The sequence below is a fragment of the Acinetobacter sp. UBA5934 genome, assembly GCF_002430855.1.
Lineage (GTDB): Bacteria > Pseudomonadota > Gammaproteobacteria > Pseudomonadales > Moraxellaceae > Acinetobacter.
Genome location: NZ_DJDC01000156.1, coordinates 33,480 through 57,903 on the forward strand (window position 1 = coordinate 33,480; position 24,424 = coordinate 57,903).

Annotated in this window: 22 protein-coding genes, 1 other RNA gene and 3 pseudogenes; 9 read left to right on the forward strand and 17 right to left on the reverse strand. The window is 42.8% G+C overall.

Features of this window, described 5'->3' with window-relative positions; genetic code table 11:
- Positions 1 to 29 precede the first annotated feature (29 nt).
- Genes maiA (B2Y23_RS10910) through B2Y23_RS10920 form a run of 3 tightly spaced genes read right to left on the reverse strand, consistent with a single transcriptional unit; the run spans position 30 to position 2,945 of the window.
- Complete coding sequence (maiA, locus tag B2Y23_RS10910) at positions 30 to 668, reverse strand: maleylacetoacetate isomerase (RefSeq protein WP_291370784.1); 639 nt, start codon at positions 666 to 668, stop codon at positions 30 to 32.
- Positions 665 to 1,885 (reverse strand): 3-hydroxybenzoate 6-monooxygenase, encoded by a 1,221-nt coding sequence (locus tag B2Y23_RS10915; RefSeq protein ID WP_291370786.1) that lies wholly within the window; start codon positions 1,883 to 1,885, stop codon positions 665 to 667. The genes maiA (B2Y23_RS10910) and B2Y23_RS10915 overlap by 4 nt, the downstream gene beginning before the upstream one ends.
- A gap of 19 nt (positions 1,886 to 1,904) precedes the next feature.
- Positions 1,905 to 2,945, reverse strand: coding sequence for a cupin domain-containing protein (locus B2Y23_RS10920; RefSeq protein WP_291354390.1), 1,041 nt, complete (start codon positions 2,943 to 2,945; stop codon positions 1,905 to 1,907).
- 154 nt (positions 2,946 to 3,099) lie between these two features.
- On the opposite strand from B2Y23_RS10920, the gene B2Y23_RS10925 reads away from it, so the two are divergent.
- Positions 3,100 to 4,011, forward strand: a complete 912-nt coding sequence (locus B2Y23_RS10925; RefSeq protein WP_291370787.1) for a LysR family transcriptional regulator — start codon at positions 3,100 to 3,102, stop codon at positions 4,009 to 4,011.
- 269 nt (positions 4,012 to 4,280) lie between these two features.
- On the opposite strand, the gene B2Y23_RS10930 is transcribed toward B2Y23_RS10925, so the two are convergent.
- The 3 genes from B2Y23_RS10930 to B2Y23_RS10940 form a co-directional block, all read right to left on the reverse strand.
- Complete coding sequence (locus B2Y23_RS10930; protein ID WP_291354388.1) at positions 4,281 to 4,466, reverse strand: hypothetical protein; 186 nt, start codon at positions 4,464 to 4,466, stop codon at positions 4,281 to 4,283.
- The gene (locus tag B2Y23_RS10935) at positions 4,463 to 6,172 is read right to left on the reverse strand and encodes an FAD-dependent monooxygenase (protein WP_291354387.1); all 1,710 of its coding nucleotides are present in this window, start codon (positions 6,170 to 6,172) and stop codon (positions 4,463 to 4,465) included. Before B2Y23_RS10935 ends, B2Y23_RS10930 begins: the two co-directional genes overlap by 4 nt.
- A 165-nt stretch (positions 6,173 to 6,337) precedes the next feature.
- On the reverse strand, positions 6,338 to 7,123 hold the full coding sequence (locus B2Y23_RS10940; protein WP_291354386.1) for an IclR family transcriptional regulator: 786 nt from the start codon (positions 7,121 to 7,123) through the stop codon (positions 6,338 to 6,340).
- Between the two features lie 347 nt (positions 7,124 to 7,470).
- Here B2Y23_RS10940 and fahA point away from each other — a divergent pair, with 347 nt between their 5' ends.
- The 5 genes from fahA to B2Y23_RS10965 are packed head-to-tail and all read left to right on the forward strand — an operon-like array spanning position 7,471 to position 11,374.
- Positions 7,471 to 8,751: a fumarylacetoacetase gene (gene fahA / locus B2Y23_RS10945; protein ID WP_291370788.1), complete on the forward strand. Its 1,281-nt coding sequence runs from the start codon at positions 7,471 to 7,473 to the stop codon at positions 8,749 to 8,751.
- A 17-nt stretch (positions 8,752 to 8,768) separates the two neighbouring features.
- Positions 8,769 to 9,407 (forward strand): maleylacetoacetate isomerase, encoded by a 639-nt coding sequence (maiA, locus tag B2Y23_RS10950; protein ID WP_291370790.1) that lies wholly within the window; start codon positions 8,769 to 8,771, stop codon positions 9,405 to 9,407.
- 22 nt (positions 9,408 to 9,429) lie between these two features.
- Positions 9,430 to 10,005 carry a VOC family protein gene (locus B2Y23_RS10955; RefSeq protein ID WP_291354383.1) on the forward strand — a complete coding sequence of 192 codons (576 nt, stop codon included), beginning with the start codon at positions 9,430 to 9,432 and terminating at the stop codon, positions 10,003 to 10,005.
- Between the two features lie 17 nt (positions 10,006 to 10,022).
- Positions 10,023 to 10,724, forward strand: a complete 702-nt coding sequence (locus tag B2Y23_RS10960; RefSeq protein ID WP_291370792.1) for a CoA transferase subunit A — start codon at positions 10,023 to 10,025, stop codon at positions 10,722 to 10,724.
- A 2-nt stretch (positions 10,725 to 10,726) separates the two neighbouring features.
- The gene (locus B2Y23_RS10965; RefSeq protein ID WP_291354381.1) at positions 10,727 to 11,374 is read left to right on the forward strand and encodes a 3-oxoacid CoA-transferase subunit B; all 648 of its coding nucleotides are present in this window, start codon (positions 10,727 to 10,729) and stop codon (positions 11,372 to 11,374) included.
- Positions 11,375 to 11,580: 206 nt separating this feature from the next.
- On the opposite strand, the gene B2Y23_RS10970 is transcribed toward B2Y23_RS10965, so the two are convergent.
- The 4 genes from B2Y23_RS10970 to B2Y23_RS10985 form a co-directional block, all read right to left on the reverse strand.
- On the reverse strand, positions 11,581 to 12,063 hold the full coding sequence (locus tag B2Y23_RS10970) for a VOC family protein (RefSeq protein WP_291370870.1): 483 nt from the start codon (positions 12,061 to 12,063) through the stop codon (positions 11,581 to 11,583).
- A 612-nt stretch (positions 12,064 to 12,675) separates the two neighbouring features.
- A complete protein-coding gene (locus B2Y23_RS10975) occupies positions 12,676 to 13,380 on the reverse strand; it encodes an ABC transporter ATP-binding protein (RefSeq protein WP_291370794.1) in 705 nt (234 codons plus the stop codon).
- Positions 13,373 to 14,596 (reverse strand): ABC transporter permease, encoded by a 1,224-nt coding sequence (locus B2Y23_RS10980; RefSeq protein WP_291370796.1) that lies wholly within the window; start codon positions 14,594 to 14,596, stop codon positions 13,373 to 13,375. The genes B2Y23_RS10975 and B2Y23_RS10980 overlap by 8 nt, the downstream gene beginning before the upstream one ends.
- Complete coding sequence (locus B2Y23_RS10985) at positions 14,593 to 15,816, reverse strand: efflux RND transporter periplasmic adaptor subunit (RefSeq protein WP_291370798.1); 1,224 nt, start codon at positions 15,814 to 15,816, stop codon at positions 14,593 to 14,595. Before B2Y23_RS10985 ends, B2Y23_RS10980 begins: the two co-directional genes overlap by 4 nt.
- Before the next feature lie 536 nt (positions 15,817 to 16,352).
- Here B2Y23_RS10985 and B2Y23_RS10990 point away from each other — a divergent pair.
- Complete coding sequence (locus B2Y23_RS10990; RefSeq protein WP_291370800.1) at positions 16,353 to 17,054, forward strand: VIT1/CCC1 transporter family protein; 702 nt, start codon at positions 16,353 to 16,355, stop codon at positions 17,052 to 17,054.
- 134 nt (positions 17,055 to 17,188) lie between these two features.
- Here the strand turns inward: B2Y23_RS10990 and B2Y23_RS10995 are convergent.
- A pseudogene (locus tag B2Y23_RS10995) lies at positions 17,189 to 17,377 on the reverse strand (cytochrome b); the annotation flags it as partial.
- Between the two features lie 60 nt (positions 17,378 to 17,437).
- Between B2Y23_RS10995 and B2Y23_RS11000 the strand changes: the two are divergent.
- A pseudogene (locus B2Y23_RS11000) lies at positions 17,438 to 18,198 on the forward strand (transposase).
- Between the two features lie 400 nt (positions 18,199 to 18,598).
- Here the strand turns inward: B2Y23_RS11000 and B2Y23_RS11005 are convergent.
- The 5 genes and pseudogenes from B2Y23_RS11005 to ssrA all read right to left on the reverse strand — a co-directional run bounded on the left by B2Y23_RS11005 (position 18,599) and on the right by ssrA (position 21,229).
- Complete coding sequence (locus B2Y23_RS11005) at positions 18,599 to 18,796, reverse strand: hypothetical protein (protein ID WP_291370802.1); 198 nt, start codon at positions 18,794 to 18,796, stop codon at positions 18,599 to 18,601.
- 64 nt (positions 18,797 to 18,860) lie between these two features.
- On the reverse strand, positions 18,861 to 19,091 hold the full coding sequence (locus B2Y23_RS11010) for a hypothetical protein (RefSeq protein ID WP_291370804.1): 231 nt from the start codon (positions 19,089 to 19,091) through the stop codon (positions 18,861 to 18,863).
- A 99-nt stretch (positions 19,092 to 19,190) separates the two neighbouring features.
- The gene (locus B2Y23_RS11015; protein WP_086198985.1) at positions 19,191 to 19,406 is read right to left on the reverse strand and encodes a cold-shock protein; all 216 of its coding nucleotides are present in this window, start codon (positions 19,404 to 19,406) and stop codon (positions 19,191 to 19,193) included.
- Between the two features lie 1,175 nt (positions 19,407 to 20,581).
- Positions 20,582 to 20,686: pseudogene (locus B2Y23_RS11020) on the reverse strand (Arm DNA-binding domain-containing protein); the annotation flags it as partial.
- 183 nt (positions 20,687 to 20,869) lie between these two features.
- Positions 20,870 to 21,229, reverse strand: a transfer-messenger RNA (tmRNA) gene (gene ssrA, locus B2Y23_RS11025).
- A 131-nt stretch (positions 21,230 to 21,360) separates the two neighbouring features.
- Between ssrA and glpK the strand changes: the two genes are divergently transcribed.
- On the forward strand, positions 21,361 to 22,845 hold the full coding sequence (gene glpK, locus B2Y23_RS11030) for a glycerol kinase GlpK (protein WP_291354372.1): 1,485 nt from the start codon (positions 21,361 to 21,363) through the stop codon (positions 22,843 to 22,845).
- A gap of 44 nt (positions 22,846 to 22,889) precedes the next feature.
- Here the strand turns inward: glpK and B2Y23_RS11035 are convergent, their stop codons facing one another.
- Positions 22,890 to 24,419, reverse strand: coding sequence for a DHA2 family efflux MFS transporter permease subunit (locus tag B2Y23_RS11035; RefSeq protein ID WP_291354371.1), 1,530 nt, complete (start codon positions 24,417 to 24,419; stop codon positions 22,890 to 22,892).
- Between the last annotated feature and the right edge of the window lie 5 nt (positions 24,420 to 24,424).

Here is a 24,424-nt window from a genome sequence, read left to right on the forward strand (position 1 = left end):
TTTCCTTAGTTTTCAATTCTATAATTTGTTTAAACTGCGTCAGGCTGACTGGCAGGCGCTGCTACCTGAAATGCTGGCAAAGCCATACATGCATCATAAACACGCTGAATATGTGGATATTTACTCATGTCCACCTGAAAGCGTTTTGATGAATCCACCTGTGGAATCAAGTAAGCATCGGCTAGTGTCGGTGTATGACCATAGCAAAAATTACCACGCTCCAAATCTGCGACAAGCAGACTTTCCAATGCACTAAAGCCTTCATCAATCCAGTGCTGGCACCAGCTCTGAACTTGCTCATCATTTAGCGACAAGGTATTGCGCAGATATTCCAAAATTCGCTTGTTATTAATTGGATGAATATCACAGCCGACCAATGCAGCGTAGGCGCGCACTTTTGCACGCGCGATAGGATCAACCGGTAATAACGGGTGTTCCGGATGGGTTTCCTCCAACCATTCGATAATGGCCGGACTTTGAATCAGCTGCTGATCATTGACTGCCAGCACCGGCACAAAACCCTGTGGATTGATGGCTTTAAATTCTGCTTGATGATGCTCATTTTTCATCAGTGAAACAGGAAGCAGCTCATAAGAAATCTGCTTCAAGTTCAGCACAATCCGAGTTCGGTGCGATGTGCCACTGCGGAAAAAACCATACATTTTCATGCTGCTGTTCCTGTATAGTGCTTAGCTGCGTCCAGACAGTTATCGACATTCCAGCTATATAGCCAGGCCATTGCTTCGTAGAAACCTTCGCTTTTGCGTCCGCGCCATAAATCATTGCGTACCATGCGCTGTACGCCTTTGGCATGGTACAGCTTGCCCATTTCACGTGAAGACAGAACAATACGTGCTGTACGCGCCACTCGCGCACGTTGATAAATTTCAAATGCTTCAACAATATTGTTATTGCTGATGCGTAGCGCTTCGCCCAAGGTCACGGCATCTTCCATCGCCATACAGGCACCTTGTGCCATGTACTGTGTGGTTGGATGTGCGGCATCACCAAGCAGCGTCACGCGACCATAGCTCCACTGATCAATCGGTTCACGATCTGCCGTTGCCCAGCGGCGCCAGGATTTAGGCAATTCAATCAGCTGACGCGCTTTTGGACAGATGCCTTCGAAATAAGACAGCACTTCTTCTTTAGAGCCATCTTTTACGCCCCATTCTTCCTGTTCGCGGCTGTGGAAAGTCACCACCACGTTATATTCTTCACCGCCACGTAGCGGATAATGCACTAAATGGCAATTCGGTCCGACCCAAATGCTGGCCGCATTCCATTGTAAATTTTCCGGAAATTCCGCTTTAGGTACCACGGCGCGGTACACCACATGGCCTGTCACCAGCGCCGGATCACCGACATATTTTTCACGCACTACGGATTTCACACCATCAGCGCCAATCAGTGCCTGACCTTTATAGCTATTGCCCTTATGGTCTGTAATCGTGACGCTATTTTCATCTTGTTCAACATTAACAATACGGCAATCGGTGATGATCTCGATATCACCGATTTCATGTGCTCCTTCAACCAAAGAGCCATGAATGTCGGCACGATGAATCACGGCATAGGGATTGCCAAAACGCTGAATAAACTTTTCATCGGTTTCAATACGACCGACCTGATATTCATCAATCGCGTCATGCATGACCATATAATCGGTATACACAGCACGGGCACGTGCTCGGTCACCAATACCTAGCGCATCAAAAGCATTAAAAGCATTCGGTCCCAGCTGGATCCCTGCGCCAATTTCACCAATTTCGGGCGCCTGTTCAAAGACTTGGATTTTAAAACCACGCTTAGCCAAAGCGAGTGCAGCTGCAAAGCCGCCAATACCGCCTCCGGCAACTAAAATCGGCATATTCTGATTTGACATCTTTTTTCTTCCTTAAAAACTAGACGCTGCGTGGTCGGGTTGAATACAAACCGAGTTTTTTCTGCAGCGGTGCTTCATCCGCAACAAATACATAGGCTGGCTGTTCACTGCTATTGATTAAATCAATCTGGGCAAAACACGGCGTGCATGCTGTATCTGAACGTGCCAGGTCAAAATGATCGGTATTGATTGAAATGCCGAGCTGTCCCTCAATGACATGAAAGACTTGTGCAGCAGATCGACGTGTCAGTTGTACCGTTTCATTCGGCGCGACGCGAATTGCGGAATAGCCAATGATGTGCTGACAGTCCTGACCTGTCTCGGGATTAATAAAGCTGACCTGTGCAGGTACCTGATGATTTGCATCTGCAGCCAAAGCATCCAATACATTTTTAGTGTCTATCCATGCATAACGTAACAACGGATAATTGGCGTTTTGTCTTACGAAATGTACCGTTGGAACCACGCCTTTGGCATAGTGATGGCCCAGATCTGTGCCTTGAATCTGCTGCACATCGCCACCTTCAACATAGGAAGCTTCCATGTAATACACCAGTGGCAAATCGAGAACATCCAGCCAGATCACTGGCTCATCGCCATCATGACCATGTTCATGCCACAAACCTGACGGCGTAAGAATTAAATCACCATGCTCCATCCGGCATTTTTGTCCTTCCACGCTAGTAAAAGCACCTTGACCTTCAACCACCAAGCGGACTGCGTTTGGCGTATGTCGGTGTGATGGCGCCCATTCATTTGGAAGCAACAGTTGCATGCCCAAATAAATTGACGATGTTGCTTTCATATTTTCCAGGCCATGTCCCGGATTGGCCAAAACCAGTACGCGGCGTTCTGCCTTTTCAATCGGGGTCAGTTCACCTGCTTCAAGCAACAAAGGCTTGATGTCACTGTAATGCCAGGCTGTCGCTTGAGTCAGCGGCACGGGTTGTTTAGGAGGCAATACATTACGCAGGCTTGGCCATAGTGGGACTAAATTGGATTGGGTTAAATGATCAATATAGGTTTGAGGTAAATCTTCTAATCTCGCCAGTTGTTCCATCTGCTTAATCTCATCCTGATTTGCTCAAATCGCTTTCATTCATTGAAAGACTGATAAAAAATTACTTGAATCCAATCTAACAATCAGAATGTCTTGAATACATAAGCGAAAATGAATAGGCTGTATTGATAAAATCAATACAGCACGCATCAATATGGACATTGACTCAAGACTGGTACAAATTTTTCATGAAATTTATAGACATAGAAGTGTTTCTAAGGCTGCAGATGCTTTGAATACCGGCCAATCAACGCTCAGTATTGGCTTAAATAAATTGCGTGAACATTTTAATAATCCGCTTTTTGTGCGCATTGGCAACAGTATGGAACCGACCGATCTGGCCAAGGATATTTATCCGATTGCAGTCGATTTCTTAAGCAACCTGAAACTGATCAATCATTTCAATGTTGATTTTGATCCACTGACATCAAATTACGAGTTTAAGATCAGCATGACCGATATCAGTCATCTGGTACTGCTGCCTAAACTGGTCAACTATCTACGTGAACATGCACCGAATATACGCTTGAACATTGTGCCGATTGATACGGATACATCTCTAAAAATGGCTGAAGGTGACATTGATCTGGCGATTGGTTTTATACCGCAGCTGGAAGCGGGTTTTTATCAGCAGACACTTTTTAAACAGCAATATTCAGTTATCTGTAGCCCTGAACATCCCAGATTAAAGCACCATAGCTTAAGCAATGAAGAGTTTAGCCAGGAACTGCATATCGATATTTTAGCGACTGGCGGGCATTATGTGATTGAGCATGAATTGCAGAGAATAGGCATCAAACGTAATATCCTCATGAAGTTGCCGGGGTATCTGGGTGTTGGACTCATGATTAAATACACAGATGCAATCGCGACAGTTCCGCGGTATCTGAGTCGTTTTCTCGCTTCCCATGGTGACGTGAAAATCCTGACCCCACCGTATTCATTTCCTCAATACAGTGTCAAGCAACATTGGCATGCCAGACAACACAACAACCCTAATCTGCAATGGCTTAGAAAAATCTGTTTTGACCTTTTTTCTGAATATGAAAGCAAAGATCTACTTTAAACATCAGTGTAGATTTAATCTGAATTACGGATAAGAAATAGATTTCCATAAAAGTGGCTATCAATTGGCTGCTCATAGCTCATTTATAAAGCTGGCTATGATGTCCGATCATTCCGAATGATTAGACTCATGTAGCCTAATCATGGCGTTTTGATAAATCTATTAGTTATTTTAAGCTTTTATTATTTCACCTTTTTCCCCTCAATATTAAAAAGTCCCTAAGCATGCCGCCATGCTGCTACTTAGAGACTTTGAGGGTTAAAAGAATTTTAGTCTTCAAACACTTTGGCTTGATTAATCAATTGCTGAAACACAGATCCATCTTGAAGCTGATTGGCACTGAGTAAAGCCAATTTCACCAAAAATAGCTCACGTTTTTCGGCAGGTATTGAATCCAGGCTTTCAGCCAAGTGATCATAGACTTTTTCTAAATCATCAATTGCAATTAGGCTCATGCGGCTACTCCATTTTCAACATTGGCGAATTGTTCAAAGGTTTGGGTTAAAGCATTTTCTCGATAGTTTAACCAGCGGCCATTAATATGATGACCTGGACGCACCAGATAGATTGCGCCTGATTGTGCCAGTAAACGCTGCTGAGCAATATCGGTATTGATGGCAAGGTTACGGTCTGCTGCTTCTACTTTTTGACCATCAATATTCAAAGCGATCAGCTGTACCGGAATATCTTTGGCTTTCAGCTGTTCCACTTCATGTACCAAAGCCTGCGGCAACTGTCCGTTTTCAGTGATCGCTAATACCGAGAATCTGCCTGAGATGTAACTGTACAAATAGCTGCCATCCGCAAACTTAATATTTGGAATTAATGCCCCATTTTCAGTCTGTTCAGACATCTGTGCATTATCATCAAACTGACTGTTCAAGGGTGAATGTGTATAGGCATGTGGACGCGAAGTACGCCAATGATAGAGTGGGCGGACAAACTCATGTTCAAGTGACAGTGACAGCACCGCATCACGAAGTAACTTGTAGCCATCGGTTGGTGGTGCCATAAAGCGTGTCGACTTACCGGCTTCGGCAATAATTTCGCGCGCGGCCCCGACGCGGTCAAAGGTATAACTGCCTAAAATCGATTCCGCTGCCCAGCCTTTCACAGCTGCTGCCAGTTTCCATGACAGATCCTGGGCATCCTGGAAACCGGTATTTGCACCACGTACACCAAAGATTGGAAGCAAATGCGCTGCATCACCGACAAATATAATGCGGTTTTGGACATAATTATCTAAGGTTAAGGCACGTGCTGAATATACCGTGCTCCAGTCCATTTCCCACTCAAGGTGATCCTGACCAATCATTTTTAATTGGTCCTGAACCGCTTTATGCAGGTTTTCAGGTTTTAAGGCTTCTTCAGGGGTCACAGTGCTATCAAGCTGATAGTCAAAACGCCAAATGCTGTCCGGTTCACGATGCATAAGGATCGTGTTACCAGGGTTCCAGTCAGGAGAGAAATATGCCAGACGTTCTGTTGGATAATCCAGTTTAATGCGAATGTCGGCAATGACAAAGCGACCTTCGTAGCTCGCACCTTCCATTCTTAATTTCATGCGTTCGCGAATAGGTGAACGGCCACCATCAGCGGCCACTACCCATTTCGAAGTGTGTTGATATTCACCTTCAGGGGTATGAACAGTTAAAGTCACCTGATCATCTTGTTGCACATGATTGACCACATTATTGCCCCAACGCACTTCAATGTTGTCATTTTCATGTATGGTTTCCAGCAAGAAGTGCTCAAGCCAGTTTTGCTGCAAGTTATTTAATGGCGCATATTGGTCATGTTCAGAGGTCGGTGATTCCATACGGAAAGCCACTTGGCCTTTGTAAATAGAATTACCATGCGTCCAAGGTAAGGCTTTCGACATAATTTTTTCAGCAGCACCCACAGCATGCAAAATTTCCATCGAACGTTTGGTATAGACCAGGGCGCGGCTTCCTTCAGACAACTGTAATTCTGAGGACAGCAAAATCACTTTCACGCCCTGCTTTGCCAGCAGCAGCGCAGTAGTCATGCCAATTGGACCTGCACCGACCACAGTGACGGTTTCTGCGTCAGTGATGACAGGTTCTTGACTATGAAAATGTGGAAACACCTGATATTGGTAATAAAGAGACTTTCGTGGCTGCGTTGCTGGAAAATGCATTTCGAACTCCTTGTCCTTATTATGCGAAAACGATATCAATCGTTTAATTAAACTGTTAACCATTCAACCCGCGTAATACACTGCAATTGAAGGTGTAATTCATTCTTTTATTTCGCAATCATGCTGGCAGATCCTTTGCAGCTATTGGCTATGCGTAGCGCTTTGCTACGCTTGCCCTTTCGTTACAAAATCTGTGAGTGCCTGCGCTGTAGCTTTTAAAACACGAACCTTTTCATGTTCAAAGTCCATCGGCAAATACGCCTCATTACCCAGTGCTGCAATACAGAACTCAATGTCGCCATGACTATTAAATACCGGGACACAAAATGAGTTCACACCCACCAACATATCGCCTGAAACAGTCGCTGCGCCCTGTAACACAATACCCTGTTTCATCTCTAAAAATTCGTTCCAGTTTGCCGGATAAACCTGTACGCCCTGTTGTTGTTTGTTCTGCCATTCACGTTCAAGTAAAGGACGAACCATATTTTCTGGCATAAAGCTCGCAAATGCGCGACCGGTTGCCGAGTTCAAAAGTGGCATGATCGAACCGACACGAGTAATGACCGATACCGGCTGATCAGGTTCAATAAACTGCACAATCAATGGCCCTTGCGAGGTCCAGCGACTGATTTGTAAGCCACAGTGAATTTCACGATGCAAAGCCTGAATATACGGCTGTGCTGCCTGAATCACATCGGTACGCTGAATGCATTGCAGGCCTAGCCGCCATGCCTGATCACCCAGGGCATAACGTCCATCTTCAAGCTGCTTAGCATAATTCATGCGCACCAGACTCACCACATAGCGATGCACTTTTGCCGGATGCATGGTCAAGGCTTCCGCCAGTTCCTTCAGCATCATGGGATTACGATGCGCAATTAAAGCATCAAGCACACCCAAACCCACTTCTAAGGATTGCACACCACCTTGTGTTTTTTCTTCAGACATTAGTCGATAACTCTCATTTTCTATGACGTCTATTCTACCCGAAGCCATCTGATTACCAAGAACCAGATTGAATGAGAGCATCGAGAAATCTCAATTCATTTTATTTAAATTTACGTTATACGTAATTAATTTATGTATTGCGTAATTTATGAAAATCAGTATGATGAGATTAATCCCAAAAATCAATAGGTCTTGGACATCAGAAGCATGAATTTTTATAAAAATATATAAGCCATTGTTTTTAATATTTTTATATTTAATTATCAGCCTAATTTCCAGATCATTAGACGCAAAAATGAATATCAGGGTTGCATGCAATCCGGTGGTTTTACATAAGGAACATGGACATGACTCACCAGTTAAAATCGTTTATTGAGGTTGCTCAGGATTCAGATTTCCCCATCCAGAACTTACCTTACGGCGTATTTAGTGAAACGCCTGAAGGTACACGTCGTATTGGGGTGGCCTTGGGTGAATGGGTGGTTGATCTTGCCGCATTGGAAGCTAAAGGCTATTTAGCCATTCAAGCGGGTGAACAGTATTTTAATCAGCCGACCTTGAACAAATTTATTGATTCAGGCAAAGCCAACTGGTCAAAAGTTCGCGCAGAATTGCAAGATTTATTGTCTGCAGACAATGCTGAATTACGTGATAACGCTGAACTTCGTGAACAGGCATTCTTTAAGCAGGCCGATGTCACTTTACATTTGCCAGTTCATGTTCCGGGCTATACCGATTTCTATTCTTCAAAAGAACACGCGACCAATGTGGGCTGCATGTTCCGTGACCCGAAAAATGCCCTGCTTGCGAACTGGTCAGAACTGCCTGTCGGCTATAACGGTCGTGCCAGTTCAGTGATTGTCAGCGGTACCGACATTGTGCGTCCATCGGGTCAGATCAAACTGCCAAATGAAGAACGTCCGCAATTTTCAGCATGCCGCAAACTCGACTTTGAACTTGAAACCGGTTTTATCATTGGCAAACCAAATACATTGGGTGAGCCGATTTCGATTGAAAATGCATGGGATCACATCTTTGGTATGGTGCTGTTTAATGACTGGTCGGCACGTGATTTACAGCAATGGGAATATGTGCCACTCGGTCCGTTCAACTCCAAAACATTTGCCTCTTCCATTTCGCCATGGATTGTGACTTTAGAAGCACTTGAGCCTTTTAAAACCAGCTCACCTGTTCAAGAGCCGCAGCCTCTGGCGTATTTACGTGAAGATCATGCCGCAAACAGCTATGACATCCATCTGTCTGTAGAAATTCAAGCGGAACAAGCATCGCAGGCCGATGTGATTTGTGAAACCAATTTTAAATACATGTACTGGTCGATGGCGCAGCAATTGGCACATCACACGATTGCAGGCTGTAACGTACAAGTCGGTGATCTGATGGGTTCAGGTACCATTTCAGGTCCAACTCCAGATTCTTATGGTTCACTGCTCGAAATTACCTGGAATGCGACGAAGCCACTGATGTTGTCCAATGGCGAACAACGTACCTTCATCCAGGATGGCGACAGCGTGATTATGAAAGGTCATTGTGAAAAAGACGGTTTACGCATTGGTTTTGGCGAAGTGACTGGCAAAATCCTGCCTGCGCTTCAGTTTGATTTTCAGTAATACCGGGGATCAAAGCCATGCAACTTTATACCTATTTTCGTAGCTCTGCGGCCTATAGGGTTCGCATTGCACTGAATTTAAAATGTTTAAATGCCAATTATATTCCCGTGCATTTAGTTAATAACGGCGGCGAACAGCACAGTGAAGCTTATAAAGCGCTGAATCCAGCGGAATTGGTACCCACTCTAATAGATGATGAATTTCAGCTCAGTCAGTCGCTGAGCATTCTGGAATATCTGGAAGAGCAACACCCTGAAGTGGCATTGCTTCCACAAGATATTCAGCAGCGAGCTTTGGTGCGTGCCTTCAGTCTCGCCATTGCCTGTGACATCCATCCACTGAATAACCTGCGAGTTTTGCAATATCTGTCAGGCCCGTTGCAAGTTTCAGATGAGCAAAAAAATACCTGGTATCGCCACTGGGTAGAGCTTGGCTTTAAAACTTTGGAAGCCTTACTGCACAATTCCAATGGACGTTTTTGTTTTGGCAATCAGCCGACATTTGCGGATTGCTGCCTGATTCCACAAGTCTATAACGCCTTACGTTTTAATGTGGATTTAACTGCTTATCCAAAAATCACCTCGATTTATCAACATTGCAACACCCTCGCAGCATTTCAGCAGGCTGCTCCAGAAGCACAGCAAGACGCGGCTTAATTTCAAGAAAAGGACATTCAAAATGGCAATACAAATTGAAAAAATTCACCACGTTGCATACCGTTGCAAAGATGCCAAAGAAACGGTGGACTGGTACAAAAAAAATCTCAACATGAACTTTATTCTGGCATTTGCCGAAGATCATGTGCCATCGACCAAAGCCTTTGATCCCTACATGCATTTATTTTTAGATGCCGGTAATGGCAACGTTTTGGCCTTCTTTGAACTGCCAACCCAACCTGAAATGGGGCGTGATGAAAACACCCCAAAATGGGTTCAGCACATTGCCTTAAAGGTTAAAGACCGCGCGGCATTAATTGAAGCCAAAGCACATTTGGAAGCCAATGGCATAAATGTTTTGGGCATTACCAATCACGGCATTTTCCATTCCATTTACTTCTTCGATCCAAATGGTCACCGTTTAGAGTTGGCATATGATGATGAAAAAGCACCTGAAAAAATCGCCATGATTAGCGAAAAAATGAAACACGAGATGTTGGAAGAATGGTCAAAAACCAAACGTGCCCCACACCATACCCATTTCTTACATGCAGACGAGCTTGAAAATAACTCAGCAGCTGCAAAAGTAGATCATTGATTTAAAGGATTAAGCACGTGAATAAACTGGTTGCAAGCGCAGCAGAAGCCTTGGAAGGCATTGTTGCCGATGGTCAAACCCTTGCGGTAGGTGGTTTTGGTTTATGTGGTATTCCTGAAGCACTGATTGAAGCACTCAAAGATACTGGGGTTAAAAATCTGACCTGTATTTCCAACAATGCGGGTGTCGATGACTTTGGTTTGGGTAAGTTATTACAAACCAAACAAATCAAAAAAATGATTTCATCTTATGTGGGTGAAAATAAAGAATTCGAACGCCAATATTTAAATGGTGAACTCGAAGTTGAACTGACTCCACAAGGTACATTGGCTGAAAAACTCCGTTCAGGCGGTGCAGGCATTCCTGCATTTTACACCCGTACCGGTGTCGGCACTCTCATTGCCGAAGACAAAGAAAGTCGCATCTTTAATGGTCAGGAATATATTCTTGAAGATACCTTGACTGCCGATGTGGCCTTGGTGAAAGCCTATAAAGCAGACAAAGCTGGCAATCTAGTGTTCCGTAAAACGGCACGTAACTTTAACCCGGAATGTGCTGTTGCCGGCAAGTTCACCGTGGTTGAAGTGGAACAGGTGGTTGAAATTGGTGAAATTGATCCAGATGACATCCACCTACCGGGTATTTATGTCAATCGTATTGTCTTGAATGCAAGCCCAGAAAAACGTATTGAACAAATGACGTTAAAGGTGGAGGCATAATCATGGCTTGGACACGTAATGAAATGGCACAGCGTGCGGCACTTGAACTTGAAGATGGCTTCTATGTCAATTTAGGTATTGGTCTGCCGACACTGGTGGCCAACTATATTCCGGACAACATCAACGTCTGGCTGCAGTCTGAAAATGGCTTGCTCGGTATCGATGAATTTCCCACGGCAGACACCGTTGATCCTGACCTCATCAACGCGGGTAAACAGACAGTCACTGCACGTCAAGGCGCGGCATTTTTCTCAAGCTCTGAATCATTTGCCATGATTCGCGGTGGTCATGTCAATATCGCGATTTTAGGCGCGATGGAAGTGTCTGAAACAGGTGATCTTGCAAACTGGATGATTCCTGGTAAAAAAGTCAAAGGTATGGGGGGTGCGATGGACTTGGTTGCTGGCGTACAAAAAGTTGTGGTCCTGATGGAGCATAGTGCGAAAGATGGTAGCCCGAAAATCGTGAAACATTGTACCCTGCCACTGACGGGTCAAGGCGTGGTTAACCGTGTCATCACTGAACTGGGGGTCATGGACATTACTGCTGAAGGCATGAAACTGATTGAACTTGCAAAGGATGTGACTCTAGAACAAATCCAGGCAGCCTCAGGTGTTGAACTGATTACCACTGATCTCGTTGCAGCTTAATCTTCGCAATAAAAAAGCAGCTCCGGCTGCTTTGACCTCTGTTGAAGATAGTGAAGACTTTAACTTTGCAATCTCTCATCAGGCAACTGATAAAAACCTTCTGCAATTTGCTTTGGTTTGTAAATTTAGCTCCGTTCAAAATGCTTTGAGTTAAGCCATCTAATCAAGCAGGCTGAACTCGAATGAGTTTTCAGATCACTTACATCTCAACCATGAAATGCTGCTTCTATTGCAGCAATGTCAATTTTCTTCATCGTCATCATGGCATCGAATGCGCGTTTGGCGGCTGCACGGTCAGGGCTGGTATATGCTTTAATTAGCGCGATTGGAGTAATCTGCCAAGAGATTCCCCACTTGTCCTTACACCAGCCACATTCGCTCTCCTGACCGCCATTTCCGACAATTGCATTCCAGTAGCGATCTGTTTCTTCCTGGCTTTCGGTTGCCACCTGAAATGAGAACGCTTCGCTGTGCTTAAATCCTGGCCCACCGTTTAGTCCGAGGCATGCAACCCCCAGTACTGTAAATTCAACGGTAATAATGTCACCCTCATGCCCAGATGGATAATCTCCTGGTGCACGATGTATCGCACCGATGTATGAATCTGGGAAGGTCTCCGCATAAAATCGTGCAGCGCCTTCTGCATCATTCTCGTACCAAAGGCATATCGTATTCTTTGCAATATTCATCATTTCACCTCTTCATGGAGATTAGAACTTAGGCTATTTAGCAAAACTTCAATATGTTCCGATATCAGTCGAACTCAGTTATTCGACACCTTTTCTATATTTAACTAAAAAATGGAATAGACCTATTTCATAATTGTATTTTTATTGATTTAAACGTATTTCTGAGTAATTTAAGGCATCTAGAATATGAATAACTATTTATTTTAATCAAGATCTTAGCCGCGGTCTGATTCATGATCTGCAAGATATCCGCTACCTGAATTTAGCTCATACGTTTATTGACTAATTCAAAGATTATTTTATTGATCTTTTCACTGTGCTTTTTTGCTTTGAATGTCTGTAATTGAATTAAATCGAACAATACAGAAAACAAAAAATACCTTAAATGCTGAATTTAATTTTTTATATTTAATTTAGCTTCTATATTGAAAAGGTTTTATCACTGTCATTTCTGGCAAAAAAATAATTGCCAAACAGAAGACTGAGGCTGATCAATTATTATTTCGTTACTGACTCCACATAGCAGTACATACCAAATTTACAATACCTCAAAGGGATGAGTCTTGAGCTGGTTCTCCCACCAGAATGATCATAAATCTCGATAAGCCAAACTTAGTTTTTTGAATCACTTTCGATACGGCCATCCACCAGATTAATGGTTCGATCACAGGTAGCTGACAGGCGTGGATCATGGGTGACCAGTAGCACAGCACAATCGCGTTCACGATGAACTTTACGAAAGAGCTCAAACATTTCGGCAGCGGTCTGGGTATCCAGATTACCTGTAGGCTCATCGGCCAAGAGTAAGGCCGGTTCAGTGATCAAGGCGCGGGCAATCGCCACCCGCTGTTGCTGCCCACCGGAAAGTTCATTCGGTTTACGGTCAGCAAATTTTTCCAAGCCCACTGCAGCCAGCAATTCACGCGCGCGCTCTAATGCCTGTTTGTCCGGCTTGCCTCGGGTCAGCATTAACGGCATCAGTACATTATTCAAGGCGGTAAAGGCCTGAATAAGGTGGTGGAACTGAAACACAAAACCAATGCTGTTGCCGCGCAGTGCCGTGCGTCCGCTATCATCCATGCCACTGGTGGCCTGACCCAGTAAATATAGCTCGCCACTGCTGGGTTTATCCAGCAAACCCAGAATGTTCAATAAGGTACTTTTGCCTGAACCAGAAGGACCAATCAGTGCAGCAAAATCATTGCGCTCAATCCGCAGATCAATGCCATGCAGCACCTCAACTTCATTGGGTTGACCAATATTATAAGACTTACGCAGCCCCTCTAAACGCAATACTTCCTGAGACTGATCAGACATGACGAATTGCCTCCACGGGATTAAGTGCCGCTGCCCGTCGCGATGGCACAGCCGCAGCCAATACACCGGTCAATGTAGCCAGCAACAAGGCCAATATCACCAGGTTGATCGAGATCGGAATATAAAACAAACCTGGACCAAAGTTATTAAATACCCAGACTAAGCCATAACTGACCACGCTGCCGAGAATCGAACCGAGCAGGCCAAAGATTGCCCCCTGAAATAAGAAAACTCTTAAGATTTGAGATTGGGTTGCACCGGTTGCACGTAAAATTCCAATTTCCCGGGTTCGCTGCACCACGCTGACCGACATCACGCTGGCAATGCCAAACGCCACTGAAATTGCAACAAATATAATAATCATATTGGTCGATAGACTCTGCGCGGTAATTGCATTCATGAGCTGTGCATTGGTTTTAATCCAGCTTTCGGCTTTCAATGAAGTCAGGCGTCCTATCTGTGCTGCCACATTATCTGCCTCAAAAATATCTGCGATGGTGAGATCAATTACGGTTACACCGCCCGGCAGACTGAGTAAGGACTGTGCCTGTTTCAAATCCAGATAGACATAACGCGAATCCAGTTCGCGCACGCCCAGTTCAAATATTCCGGCAATATTCACCACTGCACTGTTCTGCTGACCGGTATCCAGTCGCAACTTGCTACCGACTTGTACACCCAGATCTTTGGCCAATTGAATGCCAATCAGCACATCATCCGCGCCTATTCTTAGCTGACCACTGGTTAAATATTCTTTTAAGGGAATAATCTGTTGATAACGTTCCAGGTTAATACCAACCAAGGCGACCGATTCGACCGCATCACCGCGCTGTACAAAGGCAGGCCCCGACACCACAGGTGATACAGCAGTCAATACCGGCAACTGATCCAAGGTTTCGGTAATTTGCTGCCAGTTATTGATTGAACGAAGTCGCTGTGCACGTTTATCTTCCTGCAATAGCTGTATCGTACCGGGTGCAGGCGGCACAATCAGATTCACTTCATCCGGTGACAGCAAACGGATATGCGCCTGAGTACCCAAAGTGCGTTCAACAATATTCGACTGTAGCCCTTGAATTAAAGCGCTAATAAACACGATCACGGCAACACCCACGGCGACGCCCACCGTGATCATAATAGATTGCGCACGCCCTTCTCGCAAAAAACTGATTGCGATAGTCCACTCCGTCCAAAGCCGCCCGAAAAAGTTTTTCAATCGAATTTCACCGGTAATTCATTTTTGCTATCTGTATCATCAGCTTGATTCGCTAATGCCATTTTTTGCGGTTTCAAGCGTACTCGTGCACCATCTTCTAATTTAGATTCAGCATCAGCCAGTATCTGATCTCCCTGACTCAAACCTGAAACCACTTCTGACATGGCCAGTCCACGTAAACCTAAAGTAACCTGCTGATGCTGTATTTTTCCATCCCGTACCAGCCGCACCACAGCCTTATTTCCCTTAATACTACTTAAAGCATCATTTGGGATCACCAGGGCTCGCTCACGTCGGTCAGTTTCGACATTCACCGAAACAGTCATGTCCTGGCGCAAAAACTCAGGGACTGGATCCACGGTTAATCTAACTTCGACCGTACCACGCTGTGGGTCAATGCTCGGTGCAATAAAATTGATCTGGGCAGGAAAAGTCTTTTCTGGGTAAGCATCTGCGATGACAACGGCTTTTTGCTTTAAGGCGAGCCGGGATAAATTGCGCTCATCCAGCGGCACCCGAATTTCCGTATTGCCATCCAGTGCAACGGTAAATAAGGTCTGACCAGGCTGAATCAGATCACCCGGCTCCACATCAAGTGTCAGTACTTTACCCGCGACTGTAGAGCGAATTTTAGTCTTGGCCAATTGCGCCTGTGCTGCAGCAAGTTGCTCACGAAGCTTGGCTTCCTCTACTTGACCCGATGCCAATGCTGCTGCTTTTAATTGCGCTGTTTCATAATTATTGCGAGCGACTCTTTCCGCTTCAACGGCCTTTTCTATTTCTTCTGCTGACAGTACGCCAGCTTCTAAATTGCGTCTACGTGCTGCTTCGCGGCTAGCCTGTTCCAGCTGAGCTTTAGCAGTCGCCAATTCTGCTGCTGCCTGTGGACGTCTGCTGCTGGCTAACTCAGTCAGTGCAAGCTCGGCCTGGCGCACTTGAGCAGTAAGTTCATCCGATTTCAGTACTAAAAGCAGATCACCCGGCGCAACTTGGTCACCCTCCTGAACCCGACGTTCCAGCACTACACCGGTAATTTCACTGCCGATCTGTGCACGCGATACCGTCGCTACACGCCCGGTCGCCACTACAGTTTGCACCAAGGGCATTGAAGTCACGGTATAACTTGGCAACAAGGGCCCCTGCCACCAGCGAAATACAGCAAAACCCGCTGCAAGCATGAGCAATATAATTATCAAAAATTTATAGTGAACAGCGCGCAAAGAGTTTCTCCAGTTCAGTTTAAAAGCACAGTACATCAACCAAAAGTACCTGGCTCTTATAAAATTATATGTTTTAGTCAACATTCTAAAATGATTTCACTTTACTCCACTAGAAGTGAAATCATTTTCCTATTTCTCGTCATTATTTGTAGTTAAATTAATTTATAAATAAGACTGTTATATTCATTCACTGGACTACTATGTCTTCCCCAGATACATTTTGTCTATTTTTTTGTATAGGAGAGAACATTAGGACGGATTATCAGTACCTCTAAATTTGTGGATTAAAGGGAATAAATGATCTACTAAGTACTAGGTTAAGTAAAATTAGCTTTTAAAATCTTTTAGTACGCTCGTAAAATAATTGATCAAGTACTCAAAATATTTTTTTAACTTGTGTTTGTAACACAGGGTGCTGAGCCGCGAACTATTATCCTTTCTTGTTAAGCAAGGTTTTTGAATAAGCCAATAATAATATCTACAAATTCAATAAATTCAACTATAATCAGCATGATAATAAAAAAGGAATATACATTATGCGCCATTCATATCATCTTGAAAAACATTATTTCGAACGTGCTGGATGGTTGCGTGCGGCTGTGCTGGGGGCAAATGACGGGATTATTTCAGTCACAAGTCTTGTGGTGGGAATAGCGGCCAGTGGAGCATCTACCCACACTTTACTGATCACCTGTGTCGCCGGATTAATATCTGGGGCTGCATCAATGGCTGCGGGTGAATATATCTCCGTTAAATCACAACAAGACATTGAAAAGAATGATCTGGAGATGGAAGGACGTGAATTACAACGCCATCCTGAGCATGAATTAAATGAGCTAAAGAATATTTACATACAGCGTGGATTACAACCTGCTTTAGCACAAGAAGTCGCGCAACAACTGACTGACCACAATGCTTTAGACGCACATGCTCGTGATGAAATTGGTATTTCAGCCCATACCTCAGCCCAACCTTTTCGCGCTGCATTCTCTTCAGCCACTGCATTTACTGTAGGCTCATTATTTCCTTTAATTTCAATCATGCTTCTGCCTGAGCAATACTTAGAGAAAGGCGTCATGCTGATTGGGGTGTTAAGCCTCGGAATTATGGGGGCCTTGGCCAGTTATGCTGGCGGTGCAAGTATTTGGAGAGGTTCGGTTCGGGTCATGCTTTGGGGTATTATCGCCATGTTATTCAGTGCTTGGATCGGATCATTATTTAATGTTGCGGTAGCATAAGAACTACCCTTTTTATATGATCTAAATACTTTCAATTCGAGAAATATAACAAGTTTATAGAAATATTTGGCATGCTTTATATCGATAAAGCATGTTGTTCTTGGTGAACACTATGGCTATTTTATAGATCTAAATCACTTCATTTTTTTAAAAAACATACTTTTTAATACATTATCTTTGAAAATAAAATGGTGGATTAATTCAGCACAGGCATGTAAACCTACGACTGCAATGAAGAAGTTAGCTAAAAATTGATGTAATTCACCAATAAATTTAAGATCTTTCACACTGCTTAAAAGTGGCGAATTTAAAGAGAATACTTTGGACTGCCACCACTCTCCTAGACAAATTTCGTCTATTCTTTTTGCATAGGAGATAACCTGATGAGTGGACAAGGATACATCCCAGAATTTAAAGATGAAGCTGTTAAATTGATTACTGAACGTGGATATTCTGTCACTGATGTGGCGGAACGTTTAGATGTATCGCAGCACAGCATTTATAAATGGCTAAATGCCGTACAGGCTTTACGCAACAACCCTGATGAACATGAACTACACGAAGCAAAGAAAGAGATCCTTCATCTGAAAAGTCAGCTTAAGCAAACTGAAGAAGAGCGAGATATCTTAAAGTGAAAGCACTGCTTTCACGCCGTTTTGCAAGCCTGCCCGAGTAAAGTATCAGTTTATCCTGGAATATTGCCATCAATTTAAGATTAAAACGATGTGTCGGGTTCTTAAGATTGCTCATGCCGCCTATTACGCCTGGTTGCATGAACCTGAATCAGGCAGGACTATTGAAGATAAGCGGTTATTACAACTGATCCGGTCTTCTTATAAGGTCAGTTATGGTATCTACGGTTATCGTCGCATCACGCTGGGTTTTATGGCAGTGTGGCGACTTAGGCCAAATGAACCTGATCATATACACTCACTTGCGCAGTATACTGCTCATGGGACAATGCCGTTGCTGAATCCTTTTTTAGCAGCTTGAAGAAGGAAAGAATTAAAAAGCGAATCTATAAAACTCTAGAAACGGCCCGTACAGATATGTTTGATATATTGAGATGTTTTACAATCGAATCAGGCTTCATTCGCATTTTAATGGGATGAAGCCAGAAGCCTTTGAAGCAGCTTCAAAATAAGGCTGTCTCATGTCTAGGATACTGGGAGTAGTCCAAGAACAAATTTATAACTTTTCAAAAGAATCTTCAAATTTTCAGAATAGTACTCAATTTGAAAGGTTAAAGGGGGTTTTTCTTTGAACTTCATGACCATAGAATCGGTGAATTTGAAGCAAAGCAACCATTAAAATTCACTTTAAATTTCAATAAATCATGGCTAGTAGTAGATGCTATAGCTGCACCAAATTTTAATCATAAACAATTATTTTTGTAATGGTTATGTATACGATTTAATATTCCAGTTTAAATTAAAAGGACTGAATTTTGCCTAATAAAGAAATCAGTCCTTCCAATTTGATGGAGTTATTCTCTACCTTCCAATGATACACATAAAAAAGTACGAATTGAAAATTCGCATTATTTATGCAATTTTAAAAATTTTTCCGCTTATAGTGCTCTGGAAAAACATTTCAAAACTAGGACGAATATCTTCACCATCAACAGTGATATGTTTTATATTCGCATGAGATTGCGTATTGGCAAACTGATGATCCACTGTTGCTTGAATAGAGCGTTTAACACCAAACTGATCTTTCACGCTGAGACTCTGTTTAAACATATATATAACCTTAATAAAACCGAAGTGAGAAAATTTAAATAAATTATTGATTTTAATAATTTTATTAATAAAAAATTTTATGATTTAATTTAAATAACTGATTTAGAGAAGTATAAAATGTACGGCCATCCAAATTTAAATCAACCTCTATTCCAGATTGCAGCAGAACTCTTTTACCAACTTCAATTTGTTTAAAACCTTGACGTGTATTCTGCATTTTATTGAGGGGAATTAATGAAACAATAATTTCAGTACCATTTTTAGATTTTGCAATTAAATCATTTATTTTTAGCAACTTATATCCCATTTTTTAAAGATTTTTTCAATTTGTAAAACAAATTTTAGAGTATAAAAAAAGCACTCATGAGTGCTTTTTATTACTGCCTATTATTACTTAGATAGCAACAATATTTACAGCATTCGGTCCTTTTTGACCTTGAGCTACACTGAATTCAACTTGCTGGCCTTCAAATAAGGTTTTGAAACCTGAATTCGCGATTTCGCTGAAATGAGCAAAAACGTCTGGACCTGATTCTGGTTGAATAAAACCAAAACCTTTAGTTTCGTTGAACCACTTTACAGTACCTTTAACAACATTTGAGTTTGACATAATATATCCTACTAATTTTTAATAATTTTTAGTCAATTTATTGACTGATTATAACTTTGAAATAATAAAGAATGAGACTTAAAATCTGAAAAAACGAAGGATTATGACTAAAACTACGATACTTAAAGAAGATTTACCGAAACAAGACTTTTTTCTAGTTAAGTTAAATATACACTAAAAATATAAATAATCAAGTTTTTTAATATATATATTTATTTTTCTAATAAAAGATCCATATTTTATAAAAAATAAAATAAAATCAATTTTATATGGTAAATGTAACAATATAATGTAATATGCTAGTCTAGTATGTTTGATAAGTAATGAATGCAATTATATAGTGCCATAATAACGATATTGATATTTTTAATTTCGGGAATGACAATTTTTTCCCATGCGCAAATCATATATCAACCACCAAATTTTACCGTTTTAAATATTGATAAATAGCAATATTAAATAAGAAATCATAAATATTTTTATTTAACATAAAATTTCTTATGCAAAGTCCAGGTATAAGCCCCAAATAGAAAGGTCCACATAGGACATTTCTGTTTAGGAATAACAATCCTGTTATGGACCTTGAGTATAAAAAATCATTTACCAAAAAATGACCTAGGTTAAATCGTTTTACACTCATAATGACATCGGTTGAGTCGCAATATGATGTCATTATGGTTCATTAAAAAACTAAAATATTGATTGAATTATTATGCTAATAACAAGTTATGAGTCGTTTAACGTATCACTACTACCTAGTATATAAAGTCTATTATCCGAGGTCGCCAAAAAAACTTATTGTCACCTGATACATATGAATAATTAGCAGTCAGAATAATCTGGTTAACCAGTTTATAATTTAAACCCAGTCCAATTCCCAAACCCACATTTTTAATCATTCACTAACTCTAATTTTCTATTTAATTTATTTAGCCTTATGATTAATACGACTATTTTTAGTCATTTTAATTTCACTATAATCTAATGATTGGACTTCACTTTCTTCAACTTTAATAAGGTTCAACTCTAATTGACTTAAATTATCTTTCACTTTATAAAAATCAACTAGATAAACTTAATTTCACCTCATCCATTGTTCGTGATCTGTAAAGCCATAAGCGCTAATAAATAGAAAATATTACGTTGAATAGTTGAATCTAGTTTAGACCATTATTTTTCCCATTCGGATCGACTCGTAATGACAGACCGTTAATATCAGAAAGACGGTACTGTTTTTCCTGCGGCAGTGCTTTTTTACACATCACATCAGTAAGTGACATATCTTTGTCGCAGGTAATTAAACTTATTTAGTGGGTCAAATTGTCCCAATTTTGACCCCCAGAAAGCAAAAATAGGGTCAAACAGCTTAGGATCGGGTCGGACAATACAGCCAATAAAAAAGCCCTTAAACATTGAGTTTAAAGGCTTTTTTAGATTCCGATGGATTACTTCGGAAAGAATTTTGGTGGAGGTGGCGGGAGTTGAACCCGCGTCCGCCAGCACTACGCTCGAGAATACTACATGCTTAGATATCGTCTATTATTTTAACTCTTTGTGACCCGACGAACAGGGTACAAATCGCGATCCTCTAAGTTTAGTACAAAGCCCCGAGGCTTGGCTTTATACGGACTTGTGTGCGTGCGCTTCAGTCGGACTCTCTAACCACAAGTATTCGGAGAGGCGGACAAGCTGCCCTTAGGCAGCTAGAGCGTATGATTCGTCGTTTGCGACTATTAAAATGCAAATTTGATTTACGAGAGAAAATGCGCTCTCGACATGCATCTATGAGTTTCATCACCAGCGTCGAAGCCAGAAACACCCCCAAATGAACCGCTATCATAGCATAAATGTCTAAATCCGCAGTGGGTTTTTTTAAACATTTACACAAACATATGCGATTAATACAATAATTGCGCTAATATTTTATTTTTCAAGTCCTATAAAAGAAAAAATTATGAGCTATTTACTTGCACTTGATCAGGGAACCACCTCTAGCCGTGCGATCATCTTCAATGAACAAGGAAAAGTTCAGGCAACAGCTCAACGTGAAATACATATAGCCACACCGCATTCAGGCTGGGTAGAACAGGATGCACAGGAAATTTGGACCACTCAAATTGCTGTCGTTCAGCAAGCCCTAGCCTCTGCCGGTATTCTTGCTAAAGATATTCAAGCTATTGGTCTAACCAATCAACGTGAAACTACCGTGGTTTGGGATAAACGCACGGGCAGACCGCTTGCCCCTGCAATTGTCTGGCAAGACCGCCGTGCAACTGAATGGTGTAATCAACTTCTACAACAAAATTTGCAGGATAAAATCCAGCAAAAAACCGGTTTAAGAATTGATCCTTATTTCAGTGCCGGAAAACTGGTTTGGCTACTGGAAAATATTGACGGGCTACGTGATTTGGCTCAGCAGGGTCATGTGGCTTTTGGTACCGTCGATAGCTGGTTGATGTGGAATCTGACCCAAGGTGCCGAACACGTCATAGAAGCCAGTAATGCCTCCCGTACCATGTTAATGAATCTGAAAACTCAGACTTGGGATGAAGAATTACTTGATCTGTTCAATATCCCGCATTCCATTTTACCGAATATTATTGCCTCGGATACCTATATGGCCGACACAGCTACAGGTTTGCTCGGAGCCAATATCCCGATTATGGGGATTTTAGGCGATCAGCAATCTGCCCTGTTTGGTCAGTCCTGCTTTGAGATCGGTACAGCAAAAAATACCTATGGCACAGGTTGTTTCATGCTATTTAATACCGGTCATGAGGTGCAATTTAGCCATAACAAACTCATCAGCACGCTAGCCTGGCAATGTCATGAAAAAACCACCTATGCACTGGAAGGCAGTGTATTTATGGCAGGTGCCATTGTGCAATGGCTACGCGATGGTTTGGGGATTATTCAAAATAGCCGTGAAATCGAACAGCTGGCTTGCCAAGTAGAGGATACAGACGGCGTAGTTTTGGTGCCTGCGTTTACCGGACTCGGTGCACCGCATTGGGACAGCGATGCCCGTGCCCTGCTCTGCGGCATGTCGCGTGGGACCAATAAAGCCCACATTGCCCGTGCTGCTTTGGAATCGATTGCCTTTCAGGTATCCGATGTACTGATGGCGATGCAGTCCGATATTGCTCATCCCTTAAAAGAGCTGCGTGTGGATGGCGGCGCAAGTAGTAATGACATGCTGATGCAATTTCAGGCCGATATCTTAAATGTGCCGGTATTGCGTCCTAAAATGCTGGAATCCACCGCTTGGGGGGCAGCAGCCATGGCCGGATTAAAAGCTGGTGTATTTTCCAATATGTCGGATATTTCTGCATCCTGGCAACTGGAACGCGCTTTTGAGCCGAACATGAATGAAGACCAGCGCCAGTTTCATCTAAGTAAATGGCAAAACGCATTAAAACGTGCCAAATCCGATATTTAAGAATTTTCAAACAATAAAAAACCGCTTCGAAAAGCGGTTTTTTATTAATGGGCATGACCGCCACCGGTGACACCCTTCTTAGGCCGTGGACATAACCAGATAATCAGTCCGGCAAAAACAAAGACCATCGCCAGAATTAAAAACACATGATTGGCCGATAAGGTAGATGCTTCTTTATCAACTAGACTGGAAATATAGCCCAAAGTACTTTCCGGGCTCATTCCCCTTTGCAGCAAAGTATTTTGTACTTCATCGACATGCAAAGTTCCCGCCATCTCACTGCGTGCCACTTTACTATGGTCATCCCAAATGGTAACGGCAATAGAGGCACCAATGGCCCCCGCCATGGTTCTGAGGAAATTCATCAAACCCGCAGCAGAAGCCATTTCCTGAGGCAACACTGAAGCCAGCGCCATATTCGACAGAGGAATAAAGAAGAATGGTACAGCAAAACCCTGCAAGATTTGCGGAAAAGCCAAAGCCATAAAGTCAGCCTCTGTCGTCCAGAACGCCCGCATCAAGGTCACTACGCCCAGCAAACAGAGACCAAAACTGGCCAATGCACGCTGGTCATATTTGGTCGCCAGTTTGGCCACAATCGGCGACATCAACAAACTGCCAAAACCCATAGTGGCTGTCAGATAACCCGCCCAGGTGGCAGTATAGCCGAGATTGATCTGCAACCATTGGGGAATCATGACAATACTGCCAAAGAAAGCCCCAAAACCAAAGGCCAAGGCCAGAACGGAAATGGTAAATCCTCGATATTTAAAGATCTGGATATTCACTACCGGATGGCGCTCAGTGAGTTCCCAAATAGTAAAAATGATCAGGCCAACCAAGGCGATAATGGCCAGAATGACAATAAACGGATTGTTAAACCAATCCCGTTCATGGCCTAAATCCAGCATTAACTGTAACGCACCAATCCATAAAATCAGCAGGAATAAGCCACCCAGATCAATTTTGAGTTTATTGGTTTCCGTTTCAGCAGGCTTCAGCAAACGCATGGCGGCCAGCGCACAGCCAATCCCGACGGGAATATTGATAAAGAAAATCCAGTGCCAAGACCAGTTATCACTAATGGTACCGCCAAGGATCGGTCCTAAGATGGGTCCCACAACGGTGGTCATGGCCCACATGCCCATCGCCTGCGACTGTTTCTCTGGCGGGAAAATACGCATCAGCAAGGTTTGGCTGAGTGGCATAATCGGACCGCCAAACAGACCTTGACCTATTCGGCAGAACACCAGCATTTCCAGACTGGTAGATAAACCACAAAGCACCGAAAACAAGGTAAAGCCAAACAGACTGATCACAAAGATCCGGACTGCACCAAAGCGTCCAGCCAGCCAACCGGTTAAAGGCACACAAATGGCTTCGGCAACGGCATAGGAAGTAATCACCCAGGTCCCTTGCGATGCAGAAACCGCAAGGCTGCCGGTGATATGAGGAACCGAGACATTGGCAATGGTCATGTCGAGCACGACCATAAAATTGGCAAAGGCCAGTACAAATGCCGCCAAAAGTAAGCGGCCGCCGGTCAGGTTCGGTATTGGAGTGTAGTTATTCATAAATG